The organism is Vibrio fortis (assembly GCF_024347475.1).
Classification (GTDB): Bacteria; Pseudomonadota; Gammaproteobacteria; order Enterobacterales; family Vibrionaceae; genus Vibrio; species Vibrio fortis.
On sequence record NZ_AP025487.1, the window covers coordinates 2,875,088 to 2,895,008 of the forward strand.

General features: G+C 46.3%; 18 protein-coding genes and 1 riboswitch. Of the genes, 7 read left to right on the forward strand and 11 right to left on the reverse strand.

From position 1 onward, the window contains the following. Nucleotides 1–17: 17 nt before the first annotated feature. Nucleotides 18–1,373: a magnesium transporter gene (gene mgtE, locus OCV50_RS12690; protein ID WP_239841831.1), complete on the forward strand. Its 1,356-nt coding sequence runs from the start codon at nt 18–20 to the stop codon at nt 1,371–1,373. A gap of 91 nt (nt 1,374–1,464) precedes the next feature. On the opposite strand, the gene pmbA is transcribed toward mgtE, so the two are convergent. Next, complete coding sequence (pmbA, locus tag OCV50_RS12695) at nt 1,465–2,808, reverse strand: metalloprotease PmbA (protein WP_261903196.1); 1,344 nt, start codon at nt 2,806–2,808, stop codon at nt 1,465–1,467. Between the two features lie 118 nt (nt 2,809–2,926). On the opposite strand from pmbA, the gene yjgA reads away from it, so the two are divergent. Beyond that, entirely contained in the window at nt 2,927–3,454 is a 528-nt protein-coding gene (gene yjgA / locus OCV50_RS12700) for a ribosome biogenesis factor YjgA (protein WP_032553278.1), read from the forward strand. 89 nt (nt 3,455–3,543) lie between these two features. Here yjgA and thiQ read toward each other — a convergent pair whose 3' ends face one another. From thiQ to mpl, 5 genes are all read right to left on the reverse strand, one after another. Next, the gene (gene thiQ / locus OCV50_RS12705; RefSeq protein ID WP_261903197.1) at nt 3,544–4,248 is read right to left on the reverse strand and encodes a thiamine ABC transporter ATP-binding protein; all 705 of its coding nucleotides are present in this window, start codon (nt 4,246–4,248) and stop codon (nt 3,544–3,546) included. After that, nucleotides 4,248–5,846 (reverse strand): thiamine/thiamine pyrophosphate ABC transporter permease ThiP, encoded by a 1,599-nt coding sequence (thiP, locus tag OCV50_RS12710; protein WP_239841836.1) that lies wholly within the window; start codon nt 5,844–5,846, stop codon nt 4,248–4,250. Before thiP ends, thiQ begins: the two co-directional genes overlap by 1 nt. Before the next feature lie 70 nt (nt 5,847–5,916). Further along, nucleotides 5,917–6,909 (reverse strand): thiamine ABC transporter substrate binding subunit, encoded by a 993-nt coding sequence (thiB, locus tag OCV50_RS12715; RefSeq protein WP_261903198.1) that lies wholly within the window; start codon nt 6,907–6,909, stop codon nt 5,917–5,919. A gap of 52 nt (nt 6,910–6,961) precedes the next feature. Beyond that, nucleotides 6,962–7,081, reverse strand: a riboswitch (TPP riboswitch). Nucleotides 7,082–7,124: 43 nt separating this feature from the next. Continuing rightward, nucleotides 7,125–7,748 (reverse strand): flavin prenyltransferase UbiX, encoded by a 624-nt coding sequence (locus OCV50_RS12720; protein ID WP_261903199.1) that lies wholly within the window; start codon nt 7,746–7,748, stop codon nt 7,125–7,127. Nucleotides 7,749–7,787: 39 nt separating this feature from the next. Next, nucleotides 7,788–9,146 (reverse strand): UDP-N-acetylmuramate:L-alanyl-gamma-D-glutamyl-meso-diaminopimelate ligase, encoded by a 1,359-nt coding sequence (gene mpl, locus OCV50_RS12725; protein WP_261903200.1) that lies wholly within the window; start codon nt 9,144–9,146, stop codon nt 7,788–7,790. Nucleotides 9,147–9,415: 269 nt separating this feature from the next. On the opposite strand from mpl, the gene fbp reads away from it, so the two are divergent. After that, nucleotides 9,416–10,432 carry a class 1 fructose-bisphosphatase gene (gene fbp, locus OCV50_RS12730; RefSeq protein WP_239841856.1) on the forward strand — a complete coding sequence of 339 codons (1,017 nt, stop codon included), beginning with the start codon at nt 9,416–9,418 and terminating at the stop codon, nt 10,430–10,432. A 73-nt stretch (nt 10,433–10,505) separates the two neighbouring features. Here the strand turns inward: fbp and OCV50_RS12735 are convergent, their stop codons facing one another. The 4 genes from OCV50_RS12735 to tamA all read right to left on the reverse strand — a co-directional run bounded on the left by OCV50_RS12735 (nt 10,506) and on the right by tamA (nt 16,772). Continuing rightward, nucleotides 10,506–10,856, reverse strand: coding sequence for a DUF2799 domain-containing protein (locus OCV50_RS12735; protein ID WP_261903201.1), 351 nt, complete (start codon nt 10,854–10,856; stop codon nt 10,506–10,508). A 79-nt stretch (nt 10,857–10,935) separates the two neighbouring features. Further along, nucleotides 10,936–11,283 carry a gamma-glutamylcyclotransferase family protein gene (locus OCV50_RS12740; protein ID WP_239841984.1) on the reverse strand — a complete coding sequence of 116 codons (348 nt, stop codon included), beginning with the start codon at nt 11,281–11,283 and terminating at the stop codon, nt 10,936–10,938. Nucleotides 11,284–11,307: 24 nt separating this feature from the next. Further along, nucleotides 11,308–15,063 (reverse strand): autotransporter assembly complex protein TamB, encoded by a 3,756-nt coding sequence (gene tamB, locus OCV50_RS12745; protein WP_261903202.1) that lies wholly within the window; start codon nt 15,061–15,063, stop codon nt 11,308–11,310. Further along, nucleotides 15,060–16,772 carry an autotransporter assembly complex protein TamA gene (gene tamA / locus OCV50_RS12750; protein ID WP_261903203.1) on the reverse strand — a complete coding sequence of 571 codons (1,713 nt, stop codon included), beginning with the start codon at nt 16,770–16,772 and terminating at the stop codon, nt 15,060–15,062. The genes tamB and tamA overlap by 4 nt, the downstream gene beginning before the upstream one ends. A gap of 168 nt (nt 16,773–16,940) precedes the next feature. On the opposite strand from tamA, the gene msrA reads away from it, so the two are divergent. Continuing rightward, nucleotides 16,941–17,570 carry a peptide-methionine (S)-S-oxide reductase MsrA gene (msrA, locus tag OCV50_RS12755; RefSeq protein WP_239841860.1) on the forward strand — a complete coding sequence of 210 codons (630 nt, stop codon included), beginning with the start codon at nt 16,941–16,943 and terminating at the stop codon, nt 17,568–17,570. Nucleotides 17,571–17,649: 79 nt separating this feature from the next. Here the strand turns inward: msrA and OCV50_RS12760 are convergent, their stop codons facing one another. After that, nucleotides 17,650–17,850: a DUF1107 family protein gene (locus tag OCV50_RS12760; RefSeq protein ID WP_032553292.1), complete on the reverse strand. Its 201-nt coding sequence runs from the start codon at nt 17,848–17,850 to the stop codon at nt 17,650–17,652. A gap of 252 nt (nt 17,851–18,102) precedes the next feature. Between OCV50_RS12760 and OCV50_RS12765 the strand changes: the two genes are divergently transcribed. The 3 genes from OCV50_RS12765 (at nt 18,103) to zrgA (ending at nt 19,797) form a co-directional block, all read left to right on the forward strand. Beyond that, entirely contained in the window at nt 18,103–18,654 is a 552-nt protein-coding gene (locus tag OCV50_RS12765; protein WP_261903204.1) for a YtfJ family protein, read from the forward strand. A gap of 89 nt (nt 18,655–18,743) precedes the next feature. Then, on the forward strand, nt 18,744–19,034 hold the full coding sequence (locus OCV50_RS12770) for a DUF2607 family protein (protein WP_390905152.1): 291 nt from the start codon (nt 18,744–18,746) through the stop codon (nt 19,032–19,034). A gap of 46 nt (nt 19,035–19,080) precedes the next feature. Further along, nucleotides 19,081–19,797, forward strand: coding sequence for a zinc uptake protein ZrgA (zrgA, locus tag OCV50_RS12775; RefSeq protein WP_261903206.1), 717 nt, complete (start codon nt 19,081–19,083; stop codon nt 19,795–19,797). The last annotated feature ends 124 nt before the right edge of the window (nt 19,798–19,921 follow it).

The following is a 19,921-nucleotide window of genomic DNA, read 5'->3' on the forward strand; positions in this document are numbered from 1 at the left end:
GAGAAGAGGAGGAAAACATGGCCGAGCAACTAGATTTTGACCAAGCTCACCAAACCCTCCAAGAAGTCAGCGAAGCCCTTGAAAACGGCCGATTTGTTCACGTACGTCGACAACTTCAGGACATGGAACCTGAAGATATTGCACACCTTTTAGAAGCCTCCCCTCGCAAGAGTCGTGACGTACTTTGGCAACTTACCGATCCTGAAGACTACGGTGAAATTCTTGATGAGCTGAACGAAGACGTTAAGGATGCGTTGGTGTCAAAAATGGCACCCGAAACCCTCGCAGAGGCAACCGAAGGCATGGAGACCGATGATGTCGCCTACGTACTTCGAAGCCTGCCTGATGATGTGTCTCGAGAAGTTCTTTCACAGATGGACTCAGCAGACCGAGCCTTGGTTGAGAATGCTCTTTCCTACCCTGAGGACTCTGCGGGTGCGTTAATGAACACCGACGTAATCACCATTCGTGGTGATGTCGACGTCGATGTTGTTCTACGTTATCTGCGTATTCGAGGCGAACTGCCAGATGCGACCGATGCTCTTTATGTTATTGATGAAGAAGACCGTTTAATCGGTAACCTCTCTCTAACAACGCTGATTACCACCCAACCAGATACGCTTGTTTCTGAAGTAATGGACGATGCGGATGAGGCAATCGCAGTTGAGACGAATGCGTCTGATATTGCCAGCCTGTTTGAGCGTCGTAATTGGGTATCTGCGCCGGTGGTTGATGAAAACCAACACCTTGTCGGTCGTATCACCATCGATGACGTGGTCGACGTGATTCGTGAAGACGCCGAGCACTCGATGATGAGTATGGCGGGTATGGATGACGACGAAGATACCTTCGCGCCGGTCGTAAAATCTGCGCGTCGCCGTAGTGTGTGGCTTGGTGCAAACGTGTTAGCGGCACTCGCTGCAGCTTCTGTATCGAATATGTTTGAGGCGACCTTAGATCAGATGGCCGCCATTGCGGTACTCATGACCATCGTACCGTCAATGGGTGGTGTGGCAGGCAACCAAACTGTTGCTCTAGTGATTCGTGGCTTAGCGCTAGGTCACATCGGTGACAGTAACAAACGCGAATTACTACTCAAAGAGGCCGCCATCGGCTTCCTAAACGGCATTCTATGGGCGTGTATCATTGGTGGTATTGTGGTTGCTTGGAAAGGCAATTGGATACTCGGTGGGATTATCTCAGCCGCAATGATGACTAACCTGATTGTGGCAGGTATTGCTGGGGTAACCATCCCTGTCATGCTCAAGAAGATGAACATCGATCCAGCATTGGCTGGCGGTATGGCACTGACCACTGTGACTGATGTAATCGGCCTATCGGTATTCTTGGGCTTAGCCACGATACTGATCTAATCTGAGCAATAGCTTGCTTGATACGAGACACCAAATAACAAAAGGGAGCCAGCGGCTCCCTTTTTAATTGTTCAGATTTGCGAGAGTTGAATTACTCACCCGCTACTTTCATAGATTCAAGCAAGATAGAACCTGTTTGGATCTGAGAGCGAGTCTCGACATCGCTACCAACCGCTACAATCTGGTTAAACATATCTTTCAGATTGCCTGCAATGGTCACCTCAGACACAGGGTATTGGATTTCACCATTCTCTACCCAGAAGCCAGCAGCACCACGAGAGTAATCGCCCGTTACTGTGTTTACGCCTTGCCCCATAACTTCCGTCACAAGGAAGCCTGTGCCTAGCTCTTTCAGCATTTGCTCAAAGTTTTGACCTGTCGACTGTACAAACCAGTTGTGAATACCACCAGCATGCCCCGTTGGCGTCATATCCATCTTGCGAGCTGCGTAGCTAGTCAGTAGGTAAGTCGCAAGCACACCGTCAGTAATGATTTCACGGTTTTGGGTATAAACGCCTTCGCTGTCAAATGGGCTCGATGCTAAGCCACGCAAGATATGCGGTCGCTCAGAGATATTGAACCACTCTGGCAAAATCTTCTCACCAAGGTGATCAAGTAAGAACGAGGCTTTACGGTAAAGGTTACCGCCGCTGATCGCCATAACGAGGTGCCCGATAAGACCGGTTGCCACATCGGCAGCAAACATGATTGGGTATTGACCTGTTGGGAGCTTCTTGGCATCCAAACGGCTAATGGTCTTCTCTGCTGCTTCTTGACCAACACGCTCAGGCGTCCACAGCTCATCACGGTGACGTGCAACGGTGTAGCTGTAGTCTCGCTCCATTTCACCGTTTACGCCCTGTCCAATCACACAACAGCTGGTGCTATGGCGGCTTGATGCATAGCTCGCGAGCAAGCCGTGGCTATTACCGTAAACCTTTACGCCGTAGTGGCTATCGTAGCTAGCACCATCGCTCTGCTTGATCTTATCGCTGTACGCCAGTGCTTGCTTCTCAGCCGCAATCGCGATCTCAGCTGCGTAATCAGGGTTTGGTTCATCTGGGTGGAACAGATCCAAGTCTGGTATTTCTTTAACCATGAACTCTTTTGGAGCTGGGCCTGCGTGAGGATCTTCAGAGGTATATTGAGCGATATCCAAAGCTGCGGCTACCGTTTGGGCAATCGCCTTTTCGCTCAAATCAGATGTAGATGCACTGCCTTTTTGTTGGCCGCGATAAACAGTAATACCAAGGGCACCATCACTATTAAATTCAACGTTTTCAACCTCACACATGCGTGTAGAGACACTCAAACCCGTTGATTTAGTAATAGCCACCTCTGCAGCATCCGCACTGACTGAAGCCATATCTAACGCTTTTGCTACTGCTGCTTCTAACTCAACACGTTGCTGAGCGACTTGCTGTTTTACATCCATATCTATTCTATTTTTGAGGGTCAATATTACGTAGGATAACAAGAATTTCGCTTTCTCCCCAAGATTCTTGCTAAAATAGCGGATATATTCGATTGAGATAGTGATATAGGCAGAAAAGATGGCTCGCAAAAACCAAAAAGCCCCATGGGAACCAGAAGAAGAAATCATCTGGGTAAGTAAGACGGAAATGAAAGAAGACATGGAAGCGCTACAAAAGTTGGGCGAAGAGCTCGTAGAACTTAAGCCTTCTGTACTAGAGAAATTCCCTCTGTCTGAAGATTTGGCGGAAGCGATTAAAGATGCGCAACGCTTTAAAAATGAAGCGAAGCGTCGTCAGCTGCAATACATCGGTAAAGTGATGCGTAACGAAGATCCAGAGCCAATTCAGGCTGCTCTAGATAAGGTTCGTAACAAGCACTCTCAAGCAACGGCTGAACTGCATAAGCTTGAACAGTTGCGTGATCGTATTGTTGAAGACGGTGATGCTGCTATCTCTGAAGTTGTTGAAGCGCACCCGGAAGCAGACCGCCAACGTCTACGTCAATTAGCGCGTCAGGCAAACAAAGAGAAAAAAGCTGGCAAGCCAGCAAAAGCGTACCGCGAGATCTTTCAAGTTCTTAAAGAACTGAAGCAAGACGAGCTTTAAGACTTACAGTGCAATCGAAAAGGCCTAGCTTCTGCTAGGCCTTTTTCATATCTGCGTATTTTCTACTAAACCTATTTTAGAGTAAGAGATTACTCACCGGCTCGGACAAAGGCTGCCAACTCAGGTTGCGAGTGCTTTGCAGTAAGCGCGTCTATCGCATCAGCCACCAGCACCTGCCCTTTAGCAACAAACGCAAATTTATTGGCGATACTGCGAGCGTCTCCCAGATGATGAGTCACCATAATCACCGTAATATTTCGCTCAGCCGCTAACTGCTTCACCAAAGCCAACATCTCTTCTCGCAACAAAGGGTCAAGAGCAGAGAATGGTTCGTCTAATAGCCAAATAGGATGCGGCTGTACAAAGCATCGAGCCAGCGCGACGCGCTGACGCTGCCCGCCAGAAAGATGCTCCGGTAATCGGTCGAGATACTCTGCCACACCCACCTGTTCTGCGGCTTGTAACACTTGCTGTTGCTGCTCTTTGGTTAGCTTAAGACCTGGGTGCAACCCTAAGCCGATATTTTCTCTAACGGTAAGATGCGCAAACAAATTGTGTTCTTGGAATAACATTGCGAGTGGACGCTGATAGGCATCCAAACCGACAAGGGATTGGCCGGAGACCGAAATGGCTCCTGATGACGGTTCAATGAACCCAGCAATCAATGCCAGCAGTGTCGACTTACCCGCACCGCTCGGCCCCATCAAGGCAACAACATCACCTTGTTCTGCCATGAAATCAAAGTGAAATAGCTCCTGATGGTAGTGGTAATCAACATCTTGCATCACTAACATTAGGCACCTCTCTGGTTAGATGTTCGAGTAAATAAGAATTCAATGAAACTGAAGCTACCCACACTCAGTATCAGTAGGCTAACAGACACCACCGCTGCCGCTTCCATCTGATAGCTGCCCAGCAGCTGAAACAGGTATAAAGGTAGAGTTCTAAAGTCTGCGCTTCCAAACAGCGCGATTGCACTCAAGTCCCCCATCGACAACATGAAGCTAATCGAGAAAGCTTGCGCCATCGGTTTACGCAGAGCACGCCACTCCACCAACTTAAATCGGTGCCACCCTTTCATACCTAAACTCGCACACAAGTACTGATATTGCTGGGCAACGTGCAGCATAGGCTGAGCTAAGTTTTTAATCACGTACGGGAGCGCCATCAAGCTATTAACGGCAATCACAACAAAAAAGGCTAAGCTAAACACATCGGTTATTGAGCGAAGCAATAGAAAGATACCAGTGCTCACCACCAAGCCGGGAGTCACCAAAATAATGGTGCCGATGAGCTCAATCTTATCAGCGCGAAAGGTCTTGTTTTGCAAGCGCCATGCTCGACTGGTCATCAAAATGGCGACCCCGACTAATAGTGCAATCACACTTGCACTAAGTGCCACTTTCAGTGAGTTCAACAGCGCTAACCAAAACGGCTCGCTGGTTAGCACCGTTATCGCTTCACTGTTTAAACCACCCACAATCACCATCAACAGTGGAGGTAAAACCAGTAATGAGGCTACGATGATCCAAAAGCTATCCCAAGCTTTTGAACTATAGGTGTCCTTAACCAAGAACTTCGCTTCAGACAATTGGCCAACGCTGACGGATACAGGCTTGGAAAGGCGTTGAATACTCACAGCCAATACACCACAGAGCAGCATCTGCCAGATTGCTAACAGAGCCCCAGCTTGAAGATCAAAATCAAATTTAATCGCTTGATAGATAGCAAGCTCGATGGTTGTTGATTTAGGGCCACCACCCAGAGCCATCACAGTCGCGAAGCTAGTAAAGCAGAGCATAAATACCAAACCACACACATGAGGCAACTGCTGTTTAAGACGCGGCCATTCAACCCATTTAAATTTGTCCCAGTGACTCATTCCAAGGTGAGCACACAACTTGTGTTGCTCAACCGGAACCGTGTCCAGAGCTTGAAGTAGCAGCCGACTTGCATAGGGCAAATTGAAAAAGACATGCGCGAGCAAAATACCATTCAATCCATAGATGGAGAATGGCAGATCCAGTTCAACCGTTTGGAGCAGTTTAGCGAGCCAGCCACTGTTACCATAGATAGCTAAAAGACCAAAGACACCAACCAAAACAGGCAGAACTAAGGTTGATGCGAACAATCTTAGCAGCAGAGAACGCCCTGGAAATTGACGACGTGACAAGGCATGTGCGACTGGAATAGCAAAAACGACACTCAACAAAGTAGATAGCGTCGCTTGATAGAAACTGAACTTGGTAACGTGCCAGTAGTAAGGATCAGACCATACTTGACTGATATCAAGAGAAGGGGCATTGCTTAGCAATGCCCCTACCGATGAAACCACAAAGGCGGTAATGATCATCGCGACCCAAATACCCACCTTAGGTGTATTCTTTAACATAAAGGGTGATTGTCTCGATGTTTATCCTCTAAAATAGATAGAGGCTGAGTACCCAACACTGGGCACTTAATTAAAAAGTCAGGGCGTTTTGCCACTCACGAATCCACGGCTTACGCTTCTCTGCCACTTCCTCTGAGGTAAAGCTCAGAGATTTTTTAGGCATAGTTAGCTGATCAAATCCTTTCGGCAACTCCACACCTGTCACTGGGTACATCCAGTTACCGGTTGGCATCGCCGATTGGAATTCATCACTTAGAATGAATGCCATGAACTCATCCGCTAGCTTCTCATTATCACTGCCTTTCACTTTTGCTGCCACTTCAACTTGCGTGTAATGACCTTCAGCAAAATCTGCAGACGCGTACTTAGTGTCGCTCTCTGCAATGATGTGATAAGCCGGAGAAGTCGTGTATGAAAGCACCATATCTGACTCTCCCTCTAAAAACATAGAGTAAGCCTCAGACCAACCTTTAGTTACGGTCACGGTTTTCTTTGCTAGCTGTTTCCAAGCTTGCGTTGCATCATCGCCATAAACCGACTTCATCCAAAGCATCAAACCTTGGCCTGGAGTTGAGGTACGAGGATCTTGGTAAATCACTTTTAGATCATCACGCTGCTCAACCAACTCTTTCAAGCTCTTTGGTGGGTTTGATAACTTTTCTGTGTTGTAGATAAATGAGAAGTAACCGAAATCATAAGGAACAAAGGTGCTGTCGTCCCAGCCATTAGGTAGCACAACAGAAGAGGTATCAACGCTGTGTTCAGCAAGTAGGCCTGTTTTCTTCGCTTCCGCCATCAAGTTCTGGTCAAGACCAAGCACAACATCGGCTTTGCTGTTACCGCCTTCTAGGCGCAAGCGGTTAAGAATAGAAACCCCGTCCTCCAACGCAACAAAGTTGACGTCACAGCCACATTTTTCTTCAAACGCTTTTTCCACAGCTGGGCGTGGGCCCCAATCTGCAGCGAAGGAATCGTAAGTATAAACAGTTAACGTATTATCGGATGCTAATGCGGAAAAAGAAGCAGCTGTGGTTACAGCAAGAGTGGTTAATGCAAATTTCACTGGACGCTCTCCATGGTCTGAGCGGCACAGGCTTGAGGGAGGACAATGGAAAAGTACTGCCTAACTCAATTCCTACGCCAGCATTATCTGGTTCAGGTTTACGGGTCCCAAGTTGATACTTGATCTCAGCCGCCATTCATAATTTGAATGGTTAGCTCCCCGATGAGTGAGCAGAATTGTAATTGTATTTTAACCAATAAGCTACAAAGTTCGCCTTAATGGCGCTGATCGTAACCCCATCTTGGCACTAACCCCTGCTCTATGCCCAAGTGGTCAAGAATGCGAGCTACCATGAAATCTATGAGGTCATCGATCGACTTTGGCTGATGATAAAAGCCAGGAGCAGCAGGCATGATAGTCACGCCCATGGTCGAGAGTTTGTGCATATTCTCTAAGTGCAGAGTTGAGAATGGCGTCTCTCGAACGACGAGAAGCAGTTGACCGCGCTCTTTCATGACCACGTCTGCAGCGCGTTCAATTAAGTTATCTGACATACCGTGAGCAATCGACGCAACACTTCCTGCCGAGCAAGGGCAAACCACCATCTGCTTGGGAGCTGCGGACCCAGAAGCAACAGGAGAGAACCAATCGTCTTTGCCACACACTACTAAACGGTCAGGGTCGCAATCTAGATGTTTAACCAACGCTGCTTTAGCAGCATCCGGGCCTGAAGGCAGTTTGAGATCATGTTCGGTCGCAAGCACCACTCTAGCCGCCGACGAGATCAACAGGTAAACCTGATAATCAGCGGCGAGCAAGCACTCTAATAAGCGCAAACCATATGGGGCACCGGAAGCGCCAGTGAATGCGAGGGTAATCGCTTTACTCTGTTTCGTCATGATCTCTCGTACTTCTAAAATCGATTGGAACGCGTGTATTTAACCTTTGGCTGCCAATCCATCAAGCAATTTCTGATGAATGCCGCCAAAACCACCATTGCTCATCACCAAAATTTGATCGCCTGGTTGTGCTTGCTCAACAATGCTCTTCACGAAGGCATCGAGGTCATCACTGACTACTGCGGGTTGGTGGCAAGCATCTGCGACGTCTTGAACCGACCAATCAATGTTGTCTGGTTGAAACAAGAAGGTGCTGTCGGCTTGCTTTAACGAATCGGCAAGGGTTTCTTTGTGAACCCCTCGTTTCATCGTAGCAGAGCGAGGCTCTAACACAGCGATAATTTTATTGTTGCCGACCTTATTACGTAAACCACCCAAGGTTAGTTCAATTGCCGTTGGATGATGTGCAAAGTCGTCGTACACCGTTACCCCTGCCACTTCCCCTTTAAGCTCTAAACGGCGCTTAGTATTGATAAATTTCGCCAAAGACTCACACGCCAAGTCCGGAGTCACACCCACGTGTCTTGCGGCCGCGATCGCCATCAAGGCATTATTAACGTTATGGTCCCCGACTAGCGGCCAATCGACCTGACCAACACATTCACCTTGGAAGAACACATTAAACTTCGAGCCATCTTTGACTAGCTTTTCAGCACGCCAATCCGCCTCTTCACCAGCAAATTCAGTTTCACTCCAACAGCCGCGAGACAAGACATCTTCCAAAGCCCTATCCTGCTGAGGAGCAAAAATTCGACCATTGCCCGGAACAGTACGGATCAGGTGGTGGAATTGACGCTTAATCGCCTCAAGATCGTCGAAAATATCCGCATGATCAAACTCGAGATTATTCATAACCAAGGTGCGCGGATGGTAGTGAACAAACTTAGAACGCTTATCAAAAAAAGCACTGTCGTACTCGTCAGCTTCGACGACAAAAAACATGCTTTCACCCAGTCGCGCTGAGATACCAAAGTTACCCAACACCCCGCCAACTAAGAAGCCCGGCGCATAACCACAATCTTCGAGAACCCATGCCAGCATACTGGCAGTCGTGGTTTTTCCGTGTGTCCCTGAAACAGCAAGAACCCAACGGTCATGCAGCAGGAACTCTTGCAACCACTGCGGACCTGAGGTGTATTTCAGGTTGTTATCCAGTACATATTCAACACAAGGATTACCACGGCTCATCGCATTGCCAATCACGACCAAATCAGGTCTTGGCTCTAACTGGCTTGGGTCAAAACCTTCAATAATTTCGATACCTTGAGACTCTAATAGTGTGCTCATTGGCGGGTACACATTGGCATCACAACCTGTCACTTTGTGACCTAATTGACGGGCTAATACCGCTGCACCACCCATAAAGGTGCCGCAAATTCCTAAGATATGAATATGCATATATCGCTTCCAAAAACGGGGCAAAAAGACTGATTTCTTAATCAAGATTATGTGCATTTCTTATCATGAATCGCCCAACAAAAGCGAGTCACAATGCAAAACAAATTTAGTCGACATTCTAAGTGAGATCTGTGTCGCTTACTTCATTACCATTAAAAAGATCTAAAGCTTAGAATTTAAGTAAGCGACTAGATGAATAATGCCCACTTAAGAGGCAACCCAGTAGCGCTTGAATCCCCCAATTATTCAGAGAAGTTTAAGGAAATAACATGTCTGAGATGCGCACCCTTGGTGAGTTCATTGTTGAGAAACAAAGTGACTTTCCCCATGCAAGTGGTGATCTATCATCCCTTTTATCGTCGATCCGTCTTGCTGCGAAAATCGTTAACCGAGAAATCAATAAAGCGGGTCTTGTCGACATTACAGGTGCTGTCGGCACCGACAACGTACAAGGCGAAGCTCAACAGAAGCTTGACCTTTACGCGAATGACAAATTCAAAGCAGCTCTGGAAGCTCGTGACCAAGTATGTGGTGTAGCTAGTGAAGAGGAAGACGAAGCGGTAGCATTCAATAAAGAATTGAATAAAAACGCTAAGTACGTGGTGCTAATGGATCCTCTAGATGGTTCATCAAACATCGATGTGAACGTTTCTGTGGGTACGATCTTCTCGATCTACCGCCGCGTATCACCGATTGGTACTCCACCGACTCAAGAAGACTTCCTACAGCCTGGCAACAAACAGGTTGCTGCAGGTTACGTAATTTACGGCTCTTCAACCATGCTGGTTTACACAACAGGTAATGGCGTAAATGGCTTCACTTACGACCCATCGTTGGGCACTTTCTGTCTTTCTCACGAAAACATGATGATTCCTGACGAAGGTAAGATCTACTCAATCAACGAAGGTAACTACATTCGTTTCCCAACGGGCGTGAAGAAGTACATCAAGTACTGCCAAGAGAATGAGCCAAGTGATAACCGTCCATACACTTCACGTTACATTGGTTCTCTGGTATCAGACTTCCACCGTAACCTTCTAAAAGGCGGTATTTACCTGTACCCAAGCACGCAAAGCCACCCGAATGGTAAACTGCGTCTTCTTTATGAGTGCAACCCTATTGCCTTCATCATGGAACAAGCAGGCGGCGTAGCTTCTGATGGTGTTCAGCGTATTATGGACATCAAGCCAACTGAACTGCACCAACGTGTGCCATTCTTTGTTGGTTCCAAGAAAATGGTAAACAAGGTAGAAGAGTTCCTTGAGCTAAACCGAGATGAAGCTTAAAACTTAATTCTCCCTGAAACTAAAAAGCCAGTACTCACGTACTGGCTTTATTGTTTTTAGAGTTTCGAAAGGTCTAGCGAAGATCAAACTTCGACTGCGCACCACCTTCAAACTTAATACGGAACCACTTGTCTATATCATCACAGATACCGTGGTATTGCTCACCTTTACGACCTAATGATCTTGGATTCTGAGAGCAATACTCAATTCGTCCCGCCTCGTATCCTTTGTCATAAGCCGCATAAAGTTCAGAATCAACAGGTGATGCAGCTGACTTAGACAGTGTCGCTTCATCTTTTTTCGTGTAACCCTTCATCGCAGTTTGTTCACCAAACAACTGCCAATCATCAACATTCGATGTAGATGGTGGGGATTGAGCACAACCGAAAAGCACTAAAGAAAACACCAATACTAGATATTTCATAATTTCCTCCTACTAGAAAGACTCACTGAGACTCTAACTACTACGTCGGAACTTTACTCCTGGCTCATACTTCAAACACTTATTTTCGTTTACACCAGTCACCAGAAAGAATCTCTCGTTGCTCAGATAAATCAAACTGATACAAATAAACCCACGCTAATCCAAATATAGTCTCAATTTGTTCACGACGGTACTCAATAGGTACATCTTCGAGCCGATCGAGCGAAGCCAAAACATCGTCGTTGACTATATAGACCTCCCCAACCACTTTTTTCTTTCCGAAAATCATGCCTGGGTAGCGGCCTAAATCGTACAGTGCAAATTGAGCTGGGGTTACCCAATCGCCCAACTTCTTGCTCTGCTTTAGAAAGTGATGGTTATGCTGCCCTTTTCTAAGCGTCCCATAGACAAATACAAGGTGCGACATCATCTAGCCCAACTCATTTATCGATTACTCAAACTCGAACTGATAGAGCAGGTCTACCGCACTATCTACGCCAGACACCGCTTCTACATATAGGTCTTGCATCAAACGGTAACGCACAGTGAACTCGCCCAAAGAGTCGAAGATACCAACACCGTATTTCACTTGTAAGCCAGGTAAGATATAACCACTCACTGTCACTTGTGAGTCTTCACCAGAACCCGCGGTATCAAGCTGAAGATCTTGGACACCGAAGGCCTCACCAATCTCTCCCACCACCTTACCGCTCTTAGCTAAGCTTAAGCCAATCAAGGTTGTTGTCATCGAGCCACTACCCGCTTCACCATCGATATCTTGTCCACGAAGCAGGTACGAAAGCGCATTAGCTTGTGGCATCGAAGGTTCCGAGTAGATATCAATTGTTGGTTCCGTCGCTGGTCCTGTCACCCTAACACCCGCGGTCACATCATCTTGGGTATTGTCAGGGTTTCGAATTGCGTTGATTGCGACATAAGGCTGATCAGGTGGACCATTCATCAAGATCTTACCTTCTTCAATGATCAAATCCTGCCCAAAGGATTGGTACGTACCATCAACGATATTAACCTCCCCCGTAATGAATGGGCCTTGATCTTTTTGAGCCACATTCAATTTACCGACTAGGTCACCTTCAAGGCCGAACGCCGACAGTTTAAAGTCATCACCAATCGAAATATTGATATTCGTTTCGACATTAAATGGAACTTTAGTTTCGCCCTCTGGTTGCAAGTCTTTATTGAGAATCACTTGATCCGAAGATATGCCAACAGCACTTGGTGGCAGCTCTTCAACCACTATCCGTCCCCAAGGCAGTGCAATATCACCCGTGATACGAGCAAGCTTTGGAGAGACATCAATCGTCATGTCAGGTACAACTTTCACTTTGACCATTGGCGGGACATCGACCATCAGGTCATCTGCAAATACTCGCACCTGAGTACTCCACGCCTCAAGATCTTGCCATTGCCCGGTACCTTCAACATCTAGTTGCCCATCAGGGGTAACGATGTCTGCGTCCAGTTTTGCACTATAGCCATCAAAATCGAGTCCGATACGCCCATCTTTAATATCAACAGGCGTAATGTCGCCCTTCATTTGCATGTCATCTACCGCAAATGAGCCAAAGACTTGAGGGTGCATCAGAGAACCTTGTACCTTAAGGTCACTCGACAAGTTTGCTTGTAATAAGCTGTATTCACCTAATAGCGGCGCAAGGAAATCAAGGTGGAAAGTGCTGAGCTTGAGCGCAGCTTCTACTTGCTTATCTTCAACCACAACATCAGGCAATACCAGTGAGCCGGTTAGGTCTCCATTATCGGTCACATCAAGTAGCCAATCTGCCTCAAGTCGATTGTCCTTCAACTCGGCATTAACGGTTATGCTCTCCCAGCCTAATGTGATGGACTCTCCTGCATCTTGAATCACTTGACCTTTTGGCAGCTCTACTTGAGCGTTCACTTGAGGTGCGAGCTTCTCATCCCACTTCGCTTCAGCTTGAACATTTATTGAACCTGTTAGTTGAGTGGCCTTAGGGATGAACTGTTTTACCTGCTCAAAGTCGAAATCAGTGATCGCAAGTTTAGCTGCACCAGATTTACCCGCTCTAATATCTTCCGTTAAACAGACACTTGAACCAGCCTGTAACCAACAGTGCGCGGCAACGTCGGCAAATTGCTTATCAATATCCGCTGTGATAGCAACTGGCTTCTCAAGTCGCCATGGCCCCTGCTCTGTTGTGATCGTCACGCGTTCAAGTGCACCTTTCCAGATCATTGATGGCTTCTGAACCAATTCACCAGAGATAGCCAGACTGGTTGAGACAATGTCGGACACCACATCTAGAGTGAGCTTATGGTTCTTCTCACCGCCATCAACTCTGAGCTCAACACTCTCTACTTTCTGTTCTTGATAGCTGATGCCATTAGCATTGAGCACAATGTCAGCTTGAGGAGCCGGTAATGGTGTCACAGAGCCGTTTAAAGCTAAGCTGTCGAGTGTTGCCTCGTCTTTCCATTTAACGCTATTGATGTTCAGACCCAAATCGACATTTGGCTCTTTCATTGGACCCGATAGAACGATATCGCCAATCAAGGTACCTCTTAAATCAGGGACACTTTTCACCAACTCAGGGAAATCAATGGATACATTCATATCCCATTGCTTATCAAGCTTACCCACTACGTTGATAGCATTGATACCATGCGATAAACGTAATCCAGATGTCTGAACGCTTGGTTCTCCAGAGGCTGTTTTATCAGATGCGGAAAGCTGACCTTGAATATTGAGGGGGTACTCTCTCAAGATGCCATCGATATCTAAAGTTGGTAGCTCCACCTGCCAGCCACCAGCCTCAGTTAAACTGCCTGATGTTTTTAGGTTACCACTGATGTCCCCTTCGGCTTCTGGCCATTGCAACCCAGGCTGAATATGTTGTAAGCCAATGTCCGCTTGCCAGTTCACAAGGTCTTTCCAATTGGCTTTCACAGCACCAGTGACATGCCCACCCAATGTTGCGATATCAAGGCTCTGCAAGTCGATGTGCTCTGTGCTACCCGCACCTTCAACATTAAGACCAATATCCGGGATATCTTTCCCCTTAGCGTCCGCATCCAGATTTAATTGGAAACCTTCCAAAGAGCCATTGGCTTTTAGTTGTTTGATAGCAACCTGATAATCACTACTCCCTTTCAAAGGCCATTGCGCTTGCCCATCCGTCAGTTTAAGGTCAAACGGCAAGGTAGGTTCTAGAGGTTTAAGTTCGCCAGAGAGCTTTGCTTCAATCAAATCCGATAAGGTAGCATCCAGCGTCAACTCTTCCACGCTGCCGTTTGCTGATAGTTGTAGCTTTTGCCCAGCAACATCGGTCTCTTTAACCAATGCACTGAGGTCAAGTTCAAGAGGATAGCCGCCCTTTAGAGCCACTTTTGCTGCTAGGTTTGCTGTGGCTTGTGGCATGTCCAGCTCAAGTGTTTGCACATCCACATCATGTCCACCGACTTTCGCTTCTAGCCCTAGGTGATGAACGACAATGGGTGTCTCTTGCTCAAGCGTAAAGCGATTCAAATCAAAGCGTTCTAAAGCGATGGTCAATGGAATCCAAGCTTCTGGTAAAACTATTGCTTCGGCTTCTTTAGTTGCTTCAGGTTTTGCATCCTCTTCAACGGAAGGCTCTGCTTCCGCAAGCTTAACCGTTAGATCATCGAACAAGGTCGGAGAGATGGTTAACACGTCCCCTTTCATATTCATCGCCGTAGAAAAACGCTGCCAATCGACCTTATTTCCCAAGATATCGAGGGAGATATCCTCAAAATTGATTCGATTCAATGTAATAGGTAACGGCGTCGAGATAGAAGTCAGTGGTGCTGTTGGTTCTGGCTCTTCTTCTGCTGGGGGTGGCAGTTCAGTAAAGGCGAAATCGAGCCCTTTTAGCGTCAGTTCATCTACGCATACCTGAGGGTCGAGTAAACATCTTGGATTGATCGCCAGCTCAACCTTTTCGAGCTGAGTATTGATATGTAGGCTGTCATCGACAAATTGGACATTATGAAGGCTAAAACGAGGGAAAAGCGCCCCTTTGGTGCTCTCAACCTTTAGTTGTGGTAACGCTTTTTCGGCTCCCCAAAGCACAGCATTTAAGCCTGGATTGGTAAACAGAGCGAGGCCAACTAAGGTCAAGACAAGAAGCAAAATAGAGACGATAGAGATCGAAGTCCATTTGAAAATTTTGCCGATCACTTTAATCATAACTCAGGTCCTAAAGTGAAGTGGATTTGGAATTCATCACCTGGGTCTGCATCTAGACCCCATGCGAAGTCTAGGCTAACCGGCCCCACTGGAGATGCCCAACGAATACCGACACCAGTACCTGATTTTAAATCAGGTGTATCATTGAAGGCATCACCAACATCATAGAACATAGCCCCCCACCAGTTGCCATAGAGACGATACTGATACTCAAAGCTTGCTGTGGTCATAAACTTTGCACCCGTTAGTGCATTACTCTCATCTCGGGGGGAGATAGACTCATACCCATAACCACGAATACTATTGTCACCACCCACGAAGAATCGCAGAGATGGCGATAGCTTTTCAAATTCATCCGCAAAGTTAGCGCCATATTCCAAGCGCGTCAGGCCGCGATGATTCTCACCAAGGCTACGAATCCAAGCTGTACTGCCCTGAAAACGAATCACCTTAGTCTCAGACAGTAGTGAATCATCACCTGCTTCCAACATAATAGTTTGCTTGTCACCCCACATCGGCATCGCCCCACCACGAGTTCGTGTGCGAGAGAAAGAGACACCCGGCAAAACAAACTGAGCGACATCATCTTGAAGACCCTGCTCATAGTTCTCTAATAGGTAACGAACAAACACCGTGCGTTGCCAACCATTGTCCAAACGCCAATAGCGCTCAAGTTTCAGGTTTGACTCCAAGCTCTTAGTATCTCGGTTATCGACATTTTTCATACCGTAAGTGACTTGGTAGTAGTCGTTAAGCACATCATCAAGCGGTATTTTATAACTCGCCGTAATGGTCTGTTCTGGTTTTGAGATTGAGAGACTGCTATTGAAGCTGTGGCCGCTGCTATTTACCCACGGTTTTTTCCATTTCAGGCTACCTTTAACCCCTAAATCAGTAGAAACACCAATACCCGTTTCAATCTGATTTCGAGCTTGAGGCGCTAAACTCACCTTCATTGGAATCTCGCGGCCGCTGCCTAATTGACCAAGGTCGGGTTCAACGAACACAGAAGAGAACCAATCAGTGTTAGAGAGGTTTTGGTTATATTCCCCCACTTTAGCGATTTCGTAAGGCTGACCTTGCTCAAAAGGCTTCAATGACTGCACTTTATCGTCTTCAATCTGGCTGCCTGTCACGGTCGTTTCACCAAAGTGATAGCGAATCCCACTGTCGTAATGCAATCGAACATAAGCGCGATTCAGTTCGGGAGCGACCTCTAAGCGACTCAATTCGTAATTGCCATCAAAGTAGCCTTTGGCTAAACCCAGATTACGCATTGATGACTTTAACGAGTCGTAATGGCTGTGGTTAAGAACTTTTCCCTTCTCTAGGTTGCTCTTTTCTACTAACGCTAAGAAGTCAGGATCGTTTTCCGCTTCACCAGAAATAACAATATCAGAGGTGTAGATGATAACAGGCTCACCAGGCTTAACGTTGACCAAGAGTTCAGTGTTGTCTTCAGAGGGCGTGAAGGTAATTTTAGGGTGGTAATAGCCGAGCGCGTTAACCGCTTCTTTGATCATCGATTCTAGACGGGATTGAAAACGTAAAGATACAGAATACTCCTCTTCTGGAATGGCGCTTAGGTAAGCATCTACATTATCTTCAAGCGCACCATCTAGCCCCTCAATCTCAAGAGAGACATCGGCAAAGGCAAGGCTTGATGACAGCAAAGTGCCAATCAGAACTGGTAAAGTTTTTCTTATCATGTTTAATTGGTGAAAGTTATCAATACGTTAAGAATCAAAGGGAAATCATACCGCTAATTCAATGTCGCGTCTGTAATAATTCAAGCAATAAAACGGTCTAATTTAAAGAGTTAGTCGTATATTTAAAGACGTTTAAAGCGTAATGATACCTCTAAAAGGAACACAGACATGCTTAACAAACAACAAATGGTTTCTGAAGCAACGGCTTTGCCAGGGAACCTTCACCCCATCACAGTATCTGAACCACATTTCGTCAACCAAAGTGATCTGTCTGCTCCACCAGCCGCTGGACAACAAGAAATATTACTTGGCCTTGGGTGTTTTTGGGGGGCTGAGCGCTTGTTCTGGCAGCTTGAGGGGGTCGTTTCAACCTCTGTCGGTTATGCTGGTGGCTTCACTAAAAACCCGACATACCAACAGGTTTGTACTGGTGAAACAGGTCATACAGAAGTAGTACGCGTGATATTCGACCCGAGTATCTTACCTCTTGAAACACTGCTCAAAACGTTTTGGGAACGTCATGACCCAACTCAAGGTATGCGCCAAGGGAATGATTTAGGAACACAATATCGCTCTGCAATCTACACCTTTAGTGAGCAACAACAATCAATTGCTGAATCCTCGAAACAGAGTTACCAAAAAGCAATGCAAGCTGCGCGAGGATCAGAGATCACCACTGAGATACAACCAGCCGGTGAGTACTTTTATGCAGAAGATTATCATCAACAATATTTAGCTAAGAACCCAAACGGCTATTGTGGACTAGGCGGAACAGGAGTTTGTTTCCCACCTCAGTAACACGAGTCACTCATCGACAGAAACAAAAAAGGGCTTTGATATCTCAAGCCCTTTCATTCCAGCTATATCAGTCAAGCAATTACATCGACATACAAGCGATGGTGCCATTCACTTCTTTAAATACATTTAGCTTTTTTTGATCCGTTACTTCAGGAAGAAGAACTTTACCTTGGTCGAATCTAAATTCACCGATACCTTCGATGCTGAATTGACCTTTGAATAGGACTTTAACGAAACGCGCCACTTGACGAGGGCGGTAAGTAGAAAATTCACGTAGCATAAACAACCTCAATTCCTTTTGAGTACAACAGTTTGTGATCAGCTCTTCACTTTTGAGCAAAGCACAAATAACAGCCATATCCGTTGGCTGATAGCAAGAAAACCTGCCGATTCCCCTGATATAGTTGCATTATACCCTTTAGTAACAACTCCGCAACACCTTTCGACAACGTACGATAAAAAAGTAAGCAAGGCATTTTGTTTATTTCATATTATACTTCGAGGGCAAACCAACAAGCGGAACAAAAATATAATGAAAAACAAAACTCTACTGGCTTTATTAGCCGCAGCCTCTCCACTCTTCGCCAATGCTCACAACCTAACGGTCGGCGAAACTCTACCACCTGTCAGCGTCACTGCTCATGGTGAAATCACCTTAAATGACGGTTCGACAGGCTATCAAGCTTGGGCAACCACAGACATGCTAGGTAAGGTACGCGTTGTTCAAGCGATTGCTGGACGCAGCAGCTCGAAAGAGCTCAATGCTCCTCTAATGGCAGCGATTACCGCTTCTAAATTTCCAGAAGATGCTTACCAAACCACAACCATCATTAACCAAGATGATGCCATCTGGGGTACCGGTTCTTTTGTGAAGTCATCGGCAGAAAGCAGCAAGGAAGAGTTTCCTTGGTCTTCAATGGTACTGGATGAAGAAGGTACCGCAGCATCTGCTTGGGCTCTACAAGAAGAGAGCTCTGCGATTATCGTTCAAGACAAACAAGGTAAAGTCCTATTTGTAAAAGAAGGGGCGTTAAACGAATCCGAAGTCTCTGAAGTCATTCAACTTATTAAAGCAAATCTTTAATAATAATTACTCTCTTTTACGAGATTTCTTGAAAGGACATTGTTATATTATAACAACGTCCTTTTTCTTTTTTGGTTCAACTCATCATGATCTGGCGAGCCCACTCACTCACAACTAGACGTTCTGTCCTGTGCATGCTCGGGTTAATGATCATGTTGTCGTGGTCTGTGGCCCACCACATCGTTGATGCCGACATTGAACACCACACACACCATCAATGTGAACTTTTTTCAGCCAGTCAGCTTGGTTTTGCTCACGATTTACCACAACTGCCTGAATTAAGTATCAATTTCATTGTCCTAACCAGTGAACCAGCTCGTAAGCTACAAAGACTATACTTTGCTTATCTCGCGCGTTCACCACCTGTGAAGATGACTTAATCAATTAACCTGCTTTTAATTCATCTTTTTTATTTAGGAATACCCAATGAAACCTTCTATTTTAGCCGCTGTTATCGGCATGACTGTATCTGCTACCGCTATCGCTGATGATCACTTCCGTTCTCATGATGCTCACGTTCACGGAGCGGTTGAAGTCAATATCGCTCAAGATGGCAACGAGCTTTTGGTTGAAGTAACCGCTCCAGGTGCTGATGTTGTTGGTTTTGAGCACGCACCTCAGACACCAGAGCAAGTCGCAGCACTAGAAAAAGCAACTGCGCTACTGAATCAACCAAGTAAGCTATTCATGTTCGAAGGTGCGGATTGTACGCTAGAGTACAAATCTGTAACTCATACCTTGGGTGAAGACGAGCATGAAGGCCATGATCACGACGACCACAAAGGTCACGACCATGACAAACATGATCATGATGACCACGAAGGGCACGACCATGACAAACATGATCACGATGACCACGAAGGTCACGACCATGACAAGCATGAGCACCATGACCACGAAGGTCACGACCATGACAAGCATGAGCACCATGACCACGAAGGTCACGACCATGCTGCAGGTGGGCACGGTGAGTTCACTATTGAATACCATTACCAATGTTCAAACGTGGCTAAATTAGACACAGTTGAGACACAGTGGTTTTCTAACTTTGCCAATACAGAATCAATCACAGTTAATCTATTAACAGATCGTGTACAGACTCAACAGAAGCTAGCACCAAACAACACTAGCTTCCGTTTCTAACACTGTATTGATACAGAAGCACAACGTACAGCAGCCAAGTGAGCACTCACTTGGCTGCCTTGCTCTCAAACCAGTAGAGTTGCCCCAATGGTGATTCCTTGAGCAACTATTAAGAATATCGATT

Bases quoted from the DNA above. Each gene is read 5' to 3' on its own strand.
- mgtE (WP_239841831.1), top strand. From the start codon at position 18: ATGGCCGAGCAACTAGATTTTGACCAAGCTCACCAAACCCTCCAAGAA.
- pmbA (WP_261903196.1), bottom strand. From the start codon at position 2,808: ATGGATGTAAAACAGCAAGTCGCTCAGCAACGTGTTGAGTTAGAAGCA.
- yjgA (WP_032553278.1), top strand. From the start codon at position 2,927: ATGGCTCGCAAAAACCAAAAAGCCCCATGGGAACCAGAAGAAGAAATC.
- thiQ (WP_261903197.1), bottom strand. From the start codon at position 4,248: ATGTTAGTGATGCAAGATGTTGATTACCACTACCATCAGGAGCTATTT.
- thiP (WP_239841836.1), bottom strand. From the start codon at position 5,846: ATGTTAAAGAATACACCTAAGGTGGGTATTTGGGTCGCGATGATCATT.
- OCV50_RS12720 (WP_261903199.1), bottom strand. From the start codon at position 7,748: ATGACGAAACAGAGTAAAGCGATTACCCTCGCATTCACTGGCGCTTCC.
- mpl (WP_261903200.1), bottom strand. From the start codon at position 9,146: ATGCATATTCATATCTTAGGAATTTGCGGCACCTTTATGGGTGGTGCA.
- fbp (WP_239841856.1), top strand. From the start codon at position 9,416: ATGTCTGAGATGCGCACCCTTGGTGAGTTCATTGTTGAGAAACAAAGT.
- OCV50_RS12735 (WP_261903201.1), bottom strand. From the start codon at position 10,856: ATGAAATATCTAGTATTGGTGTTTTCTTTAGTGCTTTTCGGTTGTGCT.
- OCV50_RS12740 (WP_239841984.1), bottom strand. From the start codon at position 11,283: ATGTCGCACCTTGTATTTGTCTATGGGACGCTTAGAAAAGGGCAGCAT.
- tamB (WP_261903202.1), bottom strand. From the start codon at position 15,063: ATGATTAAAGTGATCGGCAAAATTTTCAAATGGACTTCGATCTCTATC.
- tamA (WP_261903203.1), bottom strand. From the start codon at position 16,772: ATGATAAGAAAAACTTTACCAGTTCTGATTGGCACTTTGCTGTCATCA.
- msrA (WP_239841860.1), top strand. From the start codon at position 16,941: ATGCTTAACAAACAACAAATGGTTTCTGAAGCAACGGCTTTGCCAGGG.
- OCV50_RS12760 (WP_032553292.1), bottom strand. From the start codon at position 17,850: ATGCTACGTGAATTTTCTACTTACCGCCCTCGTCAAGTGGCGCGTTTC.
- OCV50_RS12765 (WP_261903204.1), top strand. From the start codon at position 18,103: ATGAAAAACAAAACTCTACTGGCTTTATTAGCCGCAGCCTCTCCACTC.
- zrgA (WP_261903206.1), top strand. From the start codon at position 19,081: ATGAAACCTTCTATTTTAGCCGCTGTTATCGGCATGACTGTATCTGCT.